The sequence below is a fragment of the Streptomyces sp. NPDC002467 genome (assembly GCF_042889825.1).
Lineage (GTDB): Bacteria > Actinomycetota > Actinomycetes > Streptomycetales > Streptomycetaceae > Streptomyces.
Genome location: NZ_JBIARJ010000007.1, coordinates 59668 through 74766, shown reverse-complemented (window position 1 = coordinate 74766; position 15099 = coordinate 59668). Strand labels below are relative to the sequence as shown.

Genomic DNA, 15099 nt, shown 5'->3' with positions numbered 1-15099 from the left:
GCTTTGAGGGGGCAGGTGAGGGTCGGAGGCGTTGGAGTGGTGTTATGTCCCGCGGTTGAGCCGATGCCGGCGCAGGCCGTGTGGATGTTCGGTTCACGGTCGGGATGTCCTCGGGTACCCGCTGTACACCACGGCTCGGGCGTGTGGCGAGCGGAGCGATCCGCAGCCGGCGGGACACCTCCATGATCGACTGGCCTTCGGCGCACTCCAGCACGATCCGCGACCGCTGGCACAAAGCCTGAGCCGTCGTGCGGCGGCGTAACCAGCCCTCCAGCACCACCCTCTTGGCGTCAGTAACCGACAACGGCGGAATCTTCGGACCAGGACGACTCATGTCCAACCAACAGTGAATCTCCGACTCAGGTCACTGGCTCAGGTGCATGCGGACGTGGGCGGCGAGGTGCTTGGTCACCCACCTGGTTACGTAGGCCACACGCAGTAGAGGTCGTTTCCGGGTTTGGGAGCAACCGCGGACGGCTGCCGTGGAAGATGTCGGCGAGAACCAGGAACAGGGCCCTGCGCGTGTCGTGCAACGCCAGCCTGCAGCGGCTGGCTCTGGGCAACTCCCCACACGGTGGCGGAGGGTGGGGTGACGTGCCTCGACCGTCGATCGGTGCGCACGGTTACTCTGACTCACATGATCACCGAAGCGGGGGACGCGGCTATGCCCGAAAGCACTGGTAGGCCTGTGTCGATCATGATCGGGGGCGGGCCTGCGGCTCTGGCCCGCCCGGTGGGAGCCTTGCTGGTCGACGACTGCGGCGGCCTGTTCCACCGAGGTGTACTCGGCTACCTCGGTCACTCTCCCGATCAACTACGAGACCTGAACAGGTGCGGCTTCGACCCCTACGCGTACGCCGCCCCCATGGGGCGCGTGCCGACGACGGCCGTCCGGATGTGGCTGGACCAGCTGGCTACCTCCGGCCCGCTGCTCAACGGCACCGCTGAGCTGGCCGTGGACGAGGAACGCCGTCTGGTCGCGGTCATCCACCCCGCGGGGGCCCCCGACCCGGTCATGGTCGACGTCGAGGGCATACCGACGCTCGCCCCGGGCCTGCCCCCGCAGTTCGTGCCCGGCACCGGCCCCGCGCTGCACTCCTTCAATTGGGCCGCCAGTGTGCTGCTGACCGATCTGATCAGGATGCGTCCGGCGGCGAGCGAGCTGACGGCAGCAGTCGCCGATGTGCTCAACCAGAGGGGCAGCAGCCCAGCGGAAGTGCTGGCGTTGTTGGACCGCGCCGATCCGGTGCTACTGGCCCCGGTCACGGCGCCGATCGAGGCCATCCGAGCGTTCGCCGCATTCCTGCGGGCCACCAAGGACGCCGCCGGACGGCTGTGCTTCGGGGACGCGTTGGTGTACGGGCAGCTCGCGGTGACGGCCGCTGACAGCTGGATCGTGGCCGGCGGTGGAGACCACGCGCTGGCCACGGCCGAGGCCCTCCTCACCGGGAACCCGGCCGCCCGGGTCACCGTGGTCGCCGCAGCCATCGAAACGGCAGCGGTCAACACGGCGCGGTACTCCGATCTGCGGAGCCGCCATACCGCGGACGGAGGTGGTGACGGACGGCTGGAGTTCCGTACGGGTGCCGAGCCCGGTCCGATCACCCTCACCGGCACGGGCCGCTTCACCGAGGGCGGGGTAGAGGCCGACGGATACGCGGCGTCGATCGGCCGGGCCCGCGTACTGCCGCTCGCCGTGGGCAGGCTGGCGCGCTGGGCACGACAGGCCCGCGGACTGGTCACCGGCACCCTGCTCTTCGACACCGACCTGCAATACCTCGGCTACCGGCTGCACTTCGCCGCCGAGGGCCTGTTGCACCAGGTGGACGTCACCGGCGCCGCCTCGTGGTTCCTGCCCGCCGACGTGTTCCCGGCAGAGCAGGCCCGTCGGGTGGAACTGATGGGGCGGCGTGCCGTTCCACCGGAGTCGGGCGTTACTCCCACCGACCTGCTGCCGGTCGCGGAGCAGGGTGCCCGCCTGGCAGCCGCCCGACGCCAGGGGGCGGTGCGGGAGACCGACACGGTGCCGGAGCGTTGGGTGCCGACAGCCTGAGCCGTCCGCCCGCTTCCGGCCCGTGGGCCTGAGTCGGGGAGGGGGATCCTGATTACGGCGCCCGCCCCCCCGGGAGCCGCGGGGAGATGCCGATCCATAACCGGGGCGGGAGCAGTGCTTCGGCGGCGTTGCGCCCGGTGCACTCGATCACGCGATCGTGCCGGGTCGCGCGAGTGCGTCGAGGGCCTTGCATGGTGTGCAGCGGGTACGCGTGGCTGCCGGCGAGCCGGCACCCGAAGGCGTGGACGGTCGCGGCCCGGCCGCCGGGGGCCGGTCGGGGTGGGGAAGACCCGCCCACGTCCGCTTCGCGCAGACCAGCCGGATCCTGGCCGAGCCGGCCGGCGGCCATGCGGACCGGACAGGGGAGAAGCGGATGCGGGAGCCGTTCCGCCCGACGTCCTCATCCTCGACGACTTCGCCGCTCGGCAGCACCTGGGGAATCACGTGAGTTTAGTCCTGGGGGAAATGAGTGACCGTCCGCACTTGGCCTCCCACGCCTTCACGGACGGCCCGCCCGTCAGGCGGGCGGCGAACCCGCGCGAGGTGGTCGGAGGCGACCACGGGCGCTATGGCGCTGCCGGCCACGTCGGTCAGGAACTCTCGTCGCAGCGTGGGGTCCTCCAGGACGGACAGCGGTACGTCGAGCACCCGGGACAGCGCCACGAGGCAGAACCCGCGCGGCGCGCACTTCCCACGCTCCCACCGGGCCACGTACTCCCGCGTCAGGGTCGTCCCGTGGGTGCCGTTGAGTGCAGGGGGCGGGGTGTCGGGGCGTGCTCACGGCGCCGGAGAGGGCCCGGAAGGTAACGCTTGGGTCACGGTCGGAGACGGCGTGCAGCAGTCGGGGAGCGGGCTCCGTCAGGTACGTCGGGGGAGCCAAGGCGGCTTCGGGAGGGGTGAAGATGCCCAACGGGCACGGGCCGGGTGGCCATGCGAACCGCTGACGTTCCCGGCTTCACGGCCTTCGTGCAGGCACGGTCCTCGGCACTGTTCAGGACTGCCCTGCTGATCACCGGCGAACGGCACGTGGCCGACGACCTGGTGCAGTCCACGCTGGAGCAGGTGTGCCGGCACTGGCGCAAGGTCCGCTCCGCCGACGCGCCGGAGGCCTACGCGCGCCGGATCCTGGTGAACCTCGCGAACGACCGCTGGCGCAAGCTGCGATGGCGTGCGGAAGTCCCCCTGGACGATGGCATCGGGGGCGGGCACGTCGATCCGTACAAAGGGCTCGTGGTCCGCGACGAGCTGATGCGCGAACTGCAGTCGCTGCCGGTCGGCATGCGCACCGTCCTGGTGCTGCGGTACTTCGAAGACCTCGACGACGCGGAGATCAGCGGCTTGATGAACATCTCGGCCGGCTCGGTCCGGTCCCAGATCGCCCGGGGCCTGGGAAAGCTCCGGTCGACCGTCGGTACACAGGCACTGCGCGCGGGTTCGGAAGGAGTGGCATGAAGGACTTCGACCTGGAGGAGGAGCTGGCCGCTGCCATGCTCGACCGTGCGCGGCGGGAACCGCCACCCAGCTACGACGTGGACGGCCTCATCGGGTCTGTACGACAGCGCCGCATGCGGCGCTTGCAGACGGGTGCGGCGGCGGCCGTGGTGATCGTGGCCCTGGGCGCCGGCTTCGTCTCCCGCGAGGGGCCGGACCGCACAACGGGGCCCGCACCGGCGGCCACCGCCCCGAGCGCTGAACTGCCTCCTTCCCCCTCCGTGCCCGCCCAAGCGCCCCGGGCCGACCCGGCCCGGACGACGAAAGCCCTGTTCCTCTCCGCTCTGCGCCACCAGAACCCGGCCACCCGCTCCCAGGTGGATCCGGCCGAAGTGGCGGCGCTGTTCGCCGACCGGTCCACGTACGAGCGGATCTGGGGCGCCGACTCCCGGGGCGTGACCTGCGGCGCCGCGGTCGACGGCGTGCTGGTGGCGGGCGGGGTCCTGCTGTACCACGGGACCGAACCGCTCGACCGGAGCCCTTCCCTCGCCTTCGACGGCGTCACGGGGAAGGTGACCGACCTGACCTGCGCGGCGAACGCCGGGGGCGGCAAGGGCGGTGACCCCACGGTGTCCGGCTTCTACGGCGGACTGGTGGCGGCCACCAAGTCCGGTGACTCCACGGCACTGGAGACGCTCGGGAAACAGTTCGTGACCGGGCATCTGCGATCCGCCGGGGCCCAGGGGCCGACCGCCGGCACCTGCTCTTTCACCACACCCCCCTTCTGGCTCGCCGACAACCCCTCCTCCGGAACCCTCACCCACGGATGGACCGTGAACCTCGGCGGCGCCTCCTCCTTCCCGATCGACATCGACGAGAACGCGAAGATCGCCAAATCCTGCGGCGGATGAGTCGTACCGCCGGCAGCCGCTGAACCGGTCACCGGCAGCCGCCGCCCGCAGCGGACGACCCCGGACCGCGCCCGCACGGTGGCGCGTCCGGCCCCCCCCGACCAGCCCTTGCCGTACCCCGGCAGGGCCTGCCTTACCCCGGTACGCCTCGCCGCACCCCGACCGCGCCCTGACACACGCCCCGGCTCGCCCCGGCACGCCCTGACGCGCCGAGGGGCGATGTCCGCGTGCCCGGACATCCGAAAGCGAGTGCCCGTATGAAGCGCCGGACGCCCTTCCTCCTCGTCCCCCTGCTCGTGGGCGCCACCCTGGCGGCCCACCTCCTGATCCCCACCCCGGGTCTCGCCGAGGGCACGCCTCCCCGCCCCCTGTCGACGGCGGCAGCCCCGACGGTGCCCGGCGCGCCGCCGTCCCGGCCGGGACCCGCCCCCGCGGACACGGCGACTCCGGAGCAGGCCGTGCGACGCGCGCTCGACGGGCTCGGGGCGCACCACGGCCGGTACGCGATCGCCGTCGAGGACCTCACCTCGGGCCGCGCGGCCGCCTACGGCGCGTCCACCGAGACCTTCGCCTCCGCGAGCATCATCAAGGTCGACATCCTGGCCGCCCTGCTGCTGCAGGCCCAGGACCGTGGGGTCCCCCTCACGGCGGCCCAGCGACGGCTGGCCTCCGACATGATCCGCTTCAGCGACAACGACGCGGCCCAGGAACTCTGGACCGGCATCGGCCGACGCCAGGGTCTGGACGCGGCCAACGCCCGACTCGGCCTCACTCCGGCCCGCGCCGGCCAGCGGGGCCCCTGGGGACTCACCCGGACCACGGTCGGTGACCAAATGGCCCTCCTCAAGGCCGTGTTCACCGAGGACTCCCCGTTGACCGCCGCATCGCGGTCGTACGTACGCACCCTCATGGGCGACGTCGCCGCCGACCAGAACTGGGGCGTCGGCGCAGCGGGAGCCCCCGGCGTCCGGCCCGTGCTCAAGAACGGCTGGCTCCCGGTCGGAACGCCCGCGCTGTGGGCCGTCAACAGCATGGGCCTCGTCGAGCGCGCGGGGCACACGCTCCTGGTCGTCGTCCTCACCGACGGCCAGCCCACCCGGGAGGCCGGCACCGCCCTCATCGAGCGCACCGCGTCGACCGCGGCCGGAGCCTTGACCCCGCACACCCCCTGAACCCGCCCCCGGCGGGCGCTGTCCTCAGGATGGCAGGCTACCCGCGCGCCGAAGGTGCCCGGTCGTCTGCAAGTGCGGTTGGAGGGGCGGCCGCAAGCGCCCTACGTGGGACGCTCCGCAGCGGGTCGACGACCAGCTGCGGACGCAGTGGCGCCACCATGCCGAAGCGGCCTTGGCCCAGGAGCTGCCCGAGGACGTCCGGCGCCTGATGGTGACTCTCCACGACGCCGTCACGGGCCTGATGGGGCCGGCGCAGGCCGAGGACGATGGCGTCCGCCCGCTGGCCGCCGTCTACTCGGCCACCCTGCTGCGTTCGATGGCGGACGCCCGGCAGGCCGAGGCCGTACAGGCGGCCAGGACCGACTACTCGTGGGAGGAGATCGCGGGCGCCCTCGGCGCGTCGAAGTGGTCCGCCCACGAGCGGTTCGGCCGGTGACGTAGCAGCACGGGGCCGTCGGGGCTGAGGGTTCCCGGGGAGGGGTGGGGGCCGGCGCGCTCGGGGGATGGGGCGCCGGCCCCCAGGGACGGCTACCGGATCGGGGGGATGGTCCGGTGGCCGTGGTCTGAGAGGGGTCCTGTTTCGCGCCGCTGCGGGCGGATGGGACCTGGGGGCGAATTGACTGTAGAACACGATCTGCTGCAGGCCGTGGTGCGCCCCCGAGGCGAACGGGGTGTGGCTCGTGAGGCTGACCGGTGAGGCCGATTCCTCGCGGGACTGCTCGACTGACCCCATCAACCCCGCAGCACGCTGCGGGCCCCAGTCCGGAAAGGGGAGCGCCCCGACGATCCCAGGACCTACACGCGCCAGTGCGATACCGCAGCTCAGAACCCCAGGCCCTGCACGCACCTCAGTGCGTGCAGGGCCTGGGAGCGGTGTTGCTGGCCTCGGACAGAGAAGGCCCCCCGGGCCGCTCGCGCGCCCAGGGGTCCTTTCGCCGGTCTCACCGTCGCCGCTCACCAGGTGGCAGGTGCGCTGCCTCGGCCCTCGCTGTTGCGGCCACAATGCGCTGCCTCCATGGAGGTCTCGTGCCCGTCGGGCAGGGCGTAGATCTGCCCCCCCGGCGGCCGTGCTGCCCATGCAGACCTCGGTGAGCCGGGCCGCGTCGCCTTCCGTATGGCCTGGTCGTGGCGGTCCTGGAAGGGTCGGAGACGGGCGCGCAGTTCCAGCCCGAGCTCCGTCTCCGCCGCCTGCACCCCCGGATTGCCCAGCACTCCCGGGGTCTGTCCGCGGGAATTGCTTGTCCTTCGGGTGGCTCCGGGCTGGAGGATGACCAAGTGGTGCGCGGACGCACTCAGTCTGTGGCAACCTACTTTCTGTTAGGGGGATCAACTGATTACCGAATACGCATGCACCGCATGCCCCTTTCAGTCTGACGGTCTCGAAGAACTACAGCGGCACTCACTGGAGACCGGCCACGTCGGCATCGGCAAGAGCGCGTCGCCACCAGTTGGAGGCAAGCTCACTAAGCGCCTGGTAGCAACTCAGGGCGTGACCCTTGCCGTCCTGGGAGCTGCGTGCACGTACCTGTACGCCAAGTGGCAGAGTGCAGAGGCGGAGAACGCTTACCTGAAGTCACCCAGCGGCGCAGGCCGCAACCTCAAGAGCCATGACAAGAGTCGTGACAAGGAATGAGATGGGCGCGGGCAATGCCTGCGCCGTCGGTCGGCGATCCGCTGACGCGGGGCAGCGCTGACCGGCTGCTGCCCCGCGTCCTGGCCGCGTGCGGTCATCACGCCGCGCCTTCCTCGGCTGCCCACTCCAGTCCGAGGCGGGCCAGCACGGCGAGCCTGTCGGCGGTTGGCTTGGCCCGGCGGCCTTTGCCGTTGCTGAGGAACACCCCGAGCTTCACCTCGGACCCGTCCTCCAAGCGCTCTACGTGAGCCCTTGGGACCTTCACACAGCCTTTCCCGAGCCCCCTTGTACTGCTCCAGGGGCCGCCACGCCCTTCTCGAAGGCGCTCAGCGGCGTCGTGGACGGCTTCACGGCCTCCTCGGGAGCCGGGTGCGATCTCTCGGTTCCGTGACGGTGGAGTGAGGGACAGTGAGGTCTGTGGGTTGGGGCAGGTCAGCGCTGGTTTCCTGGGTGGGGCTCGTTGTCATGGGTGTGGGAGATCGGGGCGATTCCACTGTCGTGGGGTGGTATTCGTGCAGGTGGTGCACTGCCACGAAACTGTGAGATCTCAGCCTCCATCACTCCGTCGAGGCCGTCGCCATCGTGTACAGCATCATCTCCGCCGGGTGAAACAGAACGTCAAGCACTACGCCGACCTGCCCGATACGCACGCTCTGCGACACCCTCCAGCCGCGCCTGCAGGTTCGGTATGTGCACGCAGAGCGCAGGAACTGGGCACTCGACGCACACACTTGCCGACTGCTTGGGCCCTGGATTTCAGTTCCATCGGAGGCAGCGCCTCAACACCAGCGCAACCACTGTGGCGTGTGCTGTCCCTTTGGGTGTCGTGTCGTTTGGGGAGATTGTGCGCGGGGTTGGGTTGGTGGCCGCGGCTGCCGGTGTTGTGCTGCTTGTGACGGGGTGCGCCGGTGGGGGCGGTGTGAAGGTGGAAGCGGCCACGGTTGCGAAGGAGATCGACGCGGCCGCGATCGCGGCCGGGTTTACCAAGGACTCGTCGATCGACGCGGTGGGGCCCAAGCTCAAGGAGTGCAAGGTCGACTGGGTGGTGGACGACCCCGGTAGGTCCGCCGATCCGAAGAAGTCGTTCGCGGACACGTTCGCCGGCTTGGTCGAGGCCGGCTGGACCGAGGGGAAGAGTGACCGGAAGGGCGACGTGGACGTGAGAGTCGTGACCAAGGGTGACTGGGAGGTGCGGGGGGCAGCCGACCTGGGCAAGGGAATCAAGGCCGTGGTGTTCGCCGGCACCAATACGTCCTCGGAATGCGTCGAGCTCCTCATCGCCGACCTGGGGAACGGCAAGAAGCATTGACGGTCCAGGTCACCAGCCTCGTGTCATGCCCTTCCGGAGGGTGGAACGGGAGTGCGACCCCGACGTCTGCGATGACGTCAACTCCGTACCCGACAGGTTCACGGTCTACGACGTTGCGGCAGCAGTCTCATGGCCGCTGAAGGTGACCGGAGGAAGGTAGCCTCCCCGGGGCCGGGGCCGGCCGCGGCGCCGGCCCTGCGCGCCTAGCCAATGAGGCTTTTCCATCATCGGTCTGAGCTGGTCAGATGAAGGGTGAGGATGGCCTGGACGAGGCTGGTGACCCGGGTGGTCGAGCACCGGAGCTTACGGAGGAGCCGCCAGGACTTGAGGGTGGCCATGGCTTGCTCGACGAGGGCGCGGATCTTCGCATGGGACCGGTTCACCGCCTGCTGACCGGTGGACAGGGTCTCCCACCGCCCCCAGCACGGGGTGCGGACCGTGCCGCTGGCACCTCGGTACCCCTTGTCGGCCCAGCACGTGATGTTGGCCTCGGCGAGAGCATCGACGATGCCGTGTTCGCGAGCCGCGCGGACGTCGTGGACAGCGCCGGGCTAGGCCGGTGAGGCCCACAGCAGCTGGCCGAAGGGATCGGCGAGGACCTGCACGTTCATCCCGTGTCTCTTATGCTTCCCCGAGTAGTAGGGCCGGTCCGCGGCGATCCGGTCGATCGGCAGCAGGGTCCCGTCCAGCAGCACGAACGCCTTCGACGATGCTGTCCGGACCGCTTCCGTAAGGGTCGGCGCGAGAGCGGCCAGGACCTCGACGGCCTCGGTGATGTACCGGTACGCGGTCGTGGTCCCGATGCCGAACCCGGCCGCGAGCTGGGCATACGGGTGGCCGTTGCGGAGATGGGCAAGAGTGAGCAGGCCCTGACGGCCGACACTCAGGCGCCGCCAGCGGGTACCGAGCTCTTGGCGGCGCTGACGGAGCTTGGCGGACAAGAAGCGCAGGGCAGAACTGGACACGTCGACGCCCGACGGGTAGACAAGCACACGAGCCTCTGGTGGAGACGGATTTCTTGGTCGGAAACCCATCTACCAGGGGCTTCACCTGTCTGTCGCCCCAACTACCCCTCCAACCTGACAGGTTGGAAAGAGCTCACTGAGCCTTTTTCAACCTGGCGGCGAGGCCGGGTGGTTGGGGCATCGTGAGCGAGGGGAACGACGAAGCTTCCGGTAGACGGGTCCACGACCAGGTTCTGCCAGCTGCCGGGAGTTCGCGTGTTTGTCTCCCCGTCGGCGATCGATCTGTTCAGAGCGGGCCTGCGTCGCCCTGTCAGGTGCCGTGTCCGCTCATCGCTGCAGGTTCCGTGTCTCGCTGTCCTCCGGTTGGCAGGCCGATTGGAGGAGTTCCTCGTAGAAGGCGGGCTTTCCCTGCTCGGCCTCCAGGATGTCCAAGAGGTCACGCGCCTCCAGCCGGCCCCATGGATTGTTGAGGAACTCCCGGTAGATCAGGGTGAGCCCGCCCCGCAGCACCCGGAAGGTGCGGGCATACAGGCTGGAGGAGTCAGGGGCTTCGTCCCCGCCCTCTCCGGCCGCAGTTGCACCATCAGCCACAGAACGTGCTCGGCCTGCCGGGGCGTCAATCCGTCGGCGAGCATGCCCAGCGTCACCGCGGCCACGGCCGGCGCCGGGTCTCTCAGGTGGTGGACCGGGGCCAGCGGCTTGGCCCGCGTCGCGGCCGTGGACGCCGGGCGTCCGCCGACACCGTCGGCCAGGAGCGCTGACTGGGAGCGATGTCTCTCAGGTGGTCGGGGCGGGGGTACCGGTGACGTGGACGTCCACGTTGATCACGGCGTCGGCGATGGCCTGCCGGACCGCAGACACCACGGTTTCGGTGTCGACGCCGTGCTGCTGGCCGAGTTGTGCGGCAAGCGCGGTCACTGCTGCCTGTGTCGCGGCGAGCTTTTGTGCGACGGCGTCGGTCTGGTCGTTGTGCATCTTGTCCATCCACGCCATGACGGCGCCCATGCCGACGGGGCGTCCGGTGGCGGCGTTGGTCTCCGTGTGACGCCAGACTGCGGTCGCGACGGCGTCGAGGTCTTCCTGGGACAGGGGCATGTCGTCCTCCGGGGATCGGAGAGGTCCGTGAGCCCAGGCGCGAAGCTCCTCGCGGCCGGGCAGGGGACAGTAGTCCTGGTCGACGGGATTGTCGTCGTACTGGTGGAACAGCCAACTCGCCTTGATCCCGGGGTCACCCGCGTTGCGGCCCGCGGTGGCGATCCACAGGAAGTCGCCGCAGTAGCCGGTCGTGTCGATGTTCTTCCAGTAGTCGGCGTTGCAGTACATGCCGACCCGGTGACCCGGCATTCGGGCTTTGACGTAGCGGAGCCAGTCTTCCTTGTATGCCCGCTGGCGAGCCTTGGAGACGCCGGCGTTGGCGTCGTCGTAGCCCTCCCAGTCGAGGACCAGGATGTCGCCGGGCTGCCAGGCCACCTGGTCGAGGAAGAAGTCGGCTTCGTTTTCGTGGTCGTTGCCCATGTGGGGGTAGTGGTAGGCGCCCCAGACCAGACCGTGACGCTTGGCGTGGTCGCGCTGGCGGACCCACTTCGGATTCGTGTATCCGAGGCCTTCCGTGATCTTCGTGAAGACGAAGTCGAGTCCGGCGACACTCGGTTCGTCGCTCTGGTAGGACGCCCAGTCCTGTCCGTAGATGCCCATCAGGCGTTGCCCTTCTTGCCACGGATGGCACCTCGGCCCTGGCCCGGCAGGCGGCTCCATGCCGCAGGCCGGGCATTCCACGTGGAGATGGTGACGTCACCAGCCCGGAGGAGGTGCCGGGACGGATCGGCGTCGGTGAGGTATCCGGAGCCGTCGATGCCCCAAGATGATCCCCGGCTGCTCGTCGGTCGATACGTGCCTGAGCTGCCGAATCGATTCAGCTCGATGAACCGACCCGCACGTCACATGAACGCCGACGTGCACGGGCCGGGGCGCCGGTGGCCGCCCACTCGGCTCCCTGTCGGTAGGCGGATGGTCCGCTGATCGTTCTTAACTCCGTCGCGCGTTCGTGCGAGCCTGAGAGCGCCCGGTAGTAGGCGTGCTGGGCATGCCCGGCACGCCCCTGACCGAGGAACAGCTCCGGCAATGAATCAACGACGCGATGGATCAAATGGAGCGGGCACAGCGGAGCGGCGAGAGCGTTCCGCAGGTCAGGAACCGGAAGTGACGCGCGGCCAATGGGGCTGCGCGGTCGCCTCCGTGGCCGGGCCGGCCACGGGTGTTCTCGGATCGGTGCTTCTGGCGGCTGCGTGGCGGGCGTGCGACGTGGGGGTGAACGGCGCGGCCAATGGACTTGCGCTGATCTTCTACGGAGCCGTGCTCGTCGGCGTTGCGGCAGTGTGGTGGGGTCTGCGCGTCGGGTACGTAGGACGTTGGAACCTCGCCGTCGCCCTCGCCTGCGGCGCGGTCGGCACCACGGTCATGATCTGGATCTTCGTGGCGCTTCTCCAGGTTCCCCATGGCTACCGCTGTTAAGAGTGGGGGCGCCCGGATGCCCGGCAATGTCGAGGCCGGGCGCTGGCTGTACGCCGTGCGGATGACGGCGCCTTGTCGGGTACTCGGTCGCGCTGCCCGGCGACCGGCGCCGACGGCGGCACCCGACCCGTCTGGTTCTATCCGGCTGAGTTCCGTCGCAAGGTTCCCAGACCTCGTTGCCAAGGGACGCACGCTTGGCACGTTGTCCATCCCGCGACCGACTACTGCCGGAGGAGACCGTCAGTTGGTGGCGAGAAGGTGCTCGAGCCAGTTGCGGCGTGCCGCGACAGCGGCCTTGCTGATCCGCGCCTCGGGGGCTTTCCGGTCGAAACCGTGGATTCCGCCGGGCCACACGTGCAGTTCGGCTTCGCCGCCGGCCTGCCAGATCCGATCGGCGTAGGCGAGGACCTCATCGCGCAGGCACTCGGCGGAGCCGACGTCGAGGAATGTGGGCGGCAGACCGGCCAGGTCGGTGGCGCGGGCGGGCGCAGCGTACTGCGGCACGTCAGCTCCGCCCTGGGCGTCGCCGAGCAGCGAGCTCCAGGCGAACCTGTTGCGGTCGCGGTCGAAGAGTTCGACGTCGTCCATCTGCAGGGCCGAGGCGCTGTCGTTGCGGTCGTCGAGCAGCGGGGCAATCAGCAGCTGGCCGAGCAGGCGGGGACCGCCCTTGTCGCGCACGGTCAAAGCGAGCGCGGCGCTGAGGGTGCCGCCGGCGCTGAAGCCCGTGACGACGATGTGTTCCGAGTCGATGCCGAGCTCGGCCGCGTGGTCGGCGACCCACAGCAGGCCGGCGTATGCGTCGTTGATTTGGGCGGGGTAGGGGTGCTCGGGCGCGAGCCGGTAGCCGACCGAGATCAGCGTGGCCCCGAACTGCTCGGCCGTCTCGAGTATCTGGTCGAGCCCGGTGCGGTGATCGCTACCGTAGAAGCCGCCGCCGTGTATGAAGTAGAGCGCCGGCCGCGACGCGGGCGCGCCGGAGGGTGTGCACACCAGCAGCGGGATCTCGGGGGCACCGTCCAGGCCGGGCGCCGAAGGCTGGAAGACGGTGAAGCGCCCGCCATGGCTGAGGTCCTCGAGCGCCGCCACTGCGGCGTCGACCTCCGCGCGGATCACCGACAGCTTCTCGAGGCTCATCGGCGCCAAGTCCGGTTGTTCCGCCAGGTAGGCGTCATAAGCGACCTGAAGTTCGGCATCGAGAGGAACGGGAACGGCGGGCACGGTCATTCCAGGTTCAAGATCCATGCGCGCACGCTAGCGCCCCTGCTTCTTTCGCATCATCCGGTTTTCAGCACCTTGCCGATCGCGCAGCAGGGCCGGGCGGATCAGCGGCGCGGGTCAGGCGTGGGCCTGCTCGATCTCGACCAGTCTCACCGAGTAAGTCCGGATCTTGATACCGGAACGCAGTAGTGCGCCCTGAGCACACCTGCTGTTCGGCTGGCACCTGACCCGGATCACCGCCCTGACCACCCAAGCGGTGACCGCCGCCGGCGAGGATACCTTCCTGACCCTAGACCGCACCGCGATCCCTCTGCCCTCGTCCCTGGCCGGTTCCTCCGGGGGCTCCTTCGTATGAGCTAGCGGCTGTTGCGGCGCCGACGACGAGTGCTGGCGTCGTGGAAGCGGATCACGCCGAGTCCTGACATACCCCTGAGCGCGGCCATCTCTTTGGTCCCGTGCACGAGTCGGCATGCCCCGGTGTCCGGGTCGACGATGATGGGCCAGTTTCCCCCGCCCCGGATCTGGCGCCCCTGCTCGTCCTTCGCTGTGGGATACCAAGTAAAGCCATAGACGCCCCTGCTGGTCGGGGTCGCCACCAGGCCAAGCTCGAAGGCCCACTCATCCCAACGGTCGGTCAGGGTCCGGCCGAACCCTTCCGCACGTCTCCGTGCTTCGCTCTCCTCCAAAAGATCGCCCTCCTCTCAGATACCTGAGAGAGCACACGCTACGGGACTGCACCCGGTCACAGAACGGGAGCTACCTTGGTGCACACCTCTCTGTACTTGGCGATCACACAGAGAGGTACGCCGACACCTGGCTGGCGCGGCATCGATTGTGGGGCGGAGGTGCGTGGTTCTCCCCGTCGCCAAGAACAGCTCTTTCGGTGGGCGCGCTCCGTGCGGCGGGCGGTCTGAGCCATCACAGTGCTGCGTGGACTCGTCTGTCAGCTGCCGCCCGGGAGGCAGACCAGTAGTTCTTTGCGGCCGATCAGTCCGGCTCCCGTGCCCACCAGGGTCACCTTGGCGAGGGGGCCGTGGCGCTTGGTCTCCGGCCGGGGTGGGTACCAGCGCAATGCGGTCAGCCGCACCTTGACACCGGGCACGCCGACGGCCTGGAACACCATGCCCACCTGCGGCTCACCGGTGAAGCCCTGTGCTACGCACACCAGCTCGTCCGTGGAGCTCTTCGCGATCTGGAACACCGAGATCCGCGCGGCTGTCGGCAATGCGGGCTGGGCGGCAATAGCATCAATGATCCGTTCGACGTCTTTCGACGCGGCAGCACAGAACTCCTGATCATTCTGTTCGATGTCGCTTCGGAGATCCCTCCAATCTCCGTCCGGCCCGCCTTCGGTGATCAGCCGCGATGGAAAGATCAGCGAGTTCCTCCTTTCCGTAAAGGACCACTCGGTGTTCCGTGGTGCCTCCCGCACCACGGAGTGGAACATCTCCTGCAGCTCAGGGTGCGGTTCGCTGAAACGCCAGCCCAGCAAGGGAAGTTGGACGAGTCCAGTGGTGGTTTTTGTTTCGCTGATGGACATGATCCAAGCCATGGGAGCGAACCGCTCGAAGGCGGTCCTGGCCCGCCGGAAGCGTGATGGCTGCTCTTGCTCACTTCTCATTGCCACTCCGTCTGTCGTGTGGTCTGTCCGGATCGTGCGGGCCGACCCCAGCGGTCGCCGGTGCGATCGACGTAGAGGACCGCGTTCATGATCCGGCGCAGGTCATGCTCGGGTGGAGCCCGGTTGAGTCGGAGCCTGCCACCGATATGCCAGCCCCAGACGCTCCATTGCCGAACCAGCCAAGGATCGCCTTGAGCCTGTCGGGCCTGACAGGCTGTCCGCCATGAGCTCTGAGCCCACACGCCCCGCACCGGTCCGTCACCAGGATCACGGCA

The 15099-nt window shown here is 69.3% G+C and carries 12 protein-coding genes and 2 pseudogenes; 7 read left to right on the top strand and 7 right to left on the bottom strand.

Annotated features, from left to right (window positions below; genetic code table 11):
* The first annotated feature begins 637 nt into the window (after positions 1-637).
* A complete protein-coding gene (locus tag ACFYYJ_RS16605; protein ID WP_389132967.1) occupies positions 638-2053 on the top strand; it encodes a hypothetical protein in 1416 nt (471 codons plus the stop codon).
* 450 nt (positions 2054-2503) lie between these two features.
* On the opposite strand, the gene ACFYYJ_RS16600 is transcribed toward ACFYYJ_RS16605, so the two are convergent.
* Positions 2504-2716: a hypothetical protein gene (locus ACFYYJ_RS16600; RefSeq protein WP_389132965.1), complete on the bottom strand. Its 213-nt coding sequence runs from the start codon at positions 2714-2716 to the stop codon at positions 2504-2506.
* Positions 2717-2983: 267 nt separating this feature from the next.
* Between ACFYYJ_RS16600 and ACFYYJ_RS16595 the strand changes: the two genes are divergently transcribed.
* The 4 genes from ACFYYJ_RS16595 to ACFYYJ_RS16580 all read left to right on the top strand — a co-directional run bounded on the left by ACFYYJ_RS16595 (position 2984) and on the right by ACFYYJ_RS16580 (position 6003).
* Positions 2984-3505 (top strand): SigE family RNA polymerase sigma factor, encoded by a 522-nt coding sequence (locus ACFYYJ_RS16595; protein WP_385120554.1) that lies wholly within the window; start codon positions 2984-2986, stop codon positions 3503-3505.
* Positions 3502-4395: a hypothetical protein gene (locus ACFYYJ_RS16590; protein WP_389132962.1), complete on the top strand. Its 894-nt coding sequence runs from the start codon at positions 3502-3504 to the stop codon at positions 4393-4395. Before ACFYYJ_RS16595 ends, ACFYYJ_RS16590 begins: the two co-directional genes overlap by 4 nt.
* 257 nt (positions 4396-4652) lie before the next feature.
* Positions 4653-5567 (top strand): serine hydrolase, encoded by a 915-nt coding sequence (locus ACFYYJ_RS16585; protein WP_389132959.1) that lies wholly within the window; start codon positions 4653-4655, stop codon positions 5565-5567.
* 208 nt (positions 5568-5775) lie between these two features.
* The gene (locus ACFYYJ_RS16580) at positions 5776-6003 is read left to right on the top strand and encodes a hypothetical protein (protein WP_389132956.1); all 228 of its coding nucleotides are present in this window, start codon (positions 5776-5778) and stop codon (positions 6001-6003) included.
* A 1294-nt stretch (positions 6004-7297) separates the two neighbouring features.
* Here ACFYYJ_RS16580 and ACFYYJ_RS16575 read toward each other — a convergent pair.
* Positions 7298-7530 (bottom strand): annotated as a pseudogene (locus tag ACFYYJ_RS16575) (hypothetical protein); the annotation flags it as partial.
* A gap of 532 nt (positions 7531-8062) precedes the next feature.
* Between ACFYYJ_RS16575 and ACFYYJ_RS16570 the strand changes: the two are divergent.
* A complete protein-coding gene (locus ACFYYJ_RS16570) occupies positions 8063-8509 on the top strand; it encodes a hypothetical protein (RefSeq protein WP_389132953.1) in 447 nt (148 codons plus the stop codon).
* A 224-nt stretch (positions 8510-8733) separates the two neighbouring features.
* On the opposite strand, the pseudogene ACFYYJ_RS16565 reads toward ACFYYJ_RS16570, so the two are convergent.
* From ACFYYJ_RS16565 to ACFYYJ_RS16555, 3 genes and pseudogenes are all read right to left on the bottom strand, one after another.
* Positions 8734-9501: pseudogene (locus ACFYYJ_RS16565) on the bottom strand (IS5 family transposase).
* A 300-nt stretch (positions 9502-9801) separates the two neighbouring features.
* The gene (locus tag ACFYYJ_RS16560) at positions 9802-10065 is read right to left on the bottom strand and encodes a hypothetical protein (protein ID WP_389132951.1); all 264 of its coding nucleotides are present in this window, start codon (positions 10063-10065) and stop codon (positions 9802-9804) included.
* A gap of 186 nt (positions 10066-10251) precedes the next feature.
* Positions 10252-11169: a glycoside hydrolase family 25 protein gene (locus tag ACFYYJ_RS16555; protein WP_389132948.1), complete on the bottom strand. Its 918-nt coding sequence runs from the start codon at positions 11167-11169 to the stop codon at positions 10252-10254.
* A 504-nt stretch (positions 11170-11673) separates the two neighbouring features.
* Between ACFYYJ_RS16555 and ACFYYJ_RS16550 the strand changes: the two genes are divergently transcribed.
* On the top strand, positions 11674-11985 hold the full coding sequence (locus ACFYYJ_RS16550; RefSeq protein WP_389132945.1) for a hypothetical protein: 312 nt from the start codon (positions 11674-11676) through the stop codon (positions 11983-11985).
* 240 nt (positions 11986-12225) lie between these two features.
* On the opposite strand, the gene ACFYYJ_RS16545 is transcribed toward ACFYYJ_RS16550, so the two are convergent.
* Positions 12226-13227, bottom strand: coding sequence for an alpha/beta hydrolase (locus ACFYYJ_RS16545; RefSeq protein ID WP_389132942.1), 1002 nt, complete (start codon positions 13225-13227; stop codon positions 12226-12228).
* Between the two features lie 919 nt (positions 13228-14146).
* Positions 14147-14743: a hypothetical protein gene (locus tag ACFYYJ_RS16540; RefSeq protein ID WP_389132939.1), complete on the bottom strand. Its 597-nt coding sequence runs from the start codon at positions 14741-14743 to the stop codon at positions 14147-14149.
* Positions 14744-15099 lie beyond the last annotated feature (356 nt).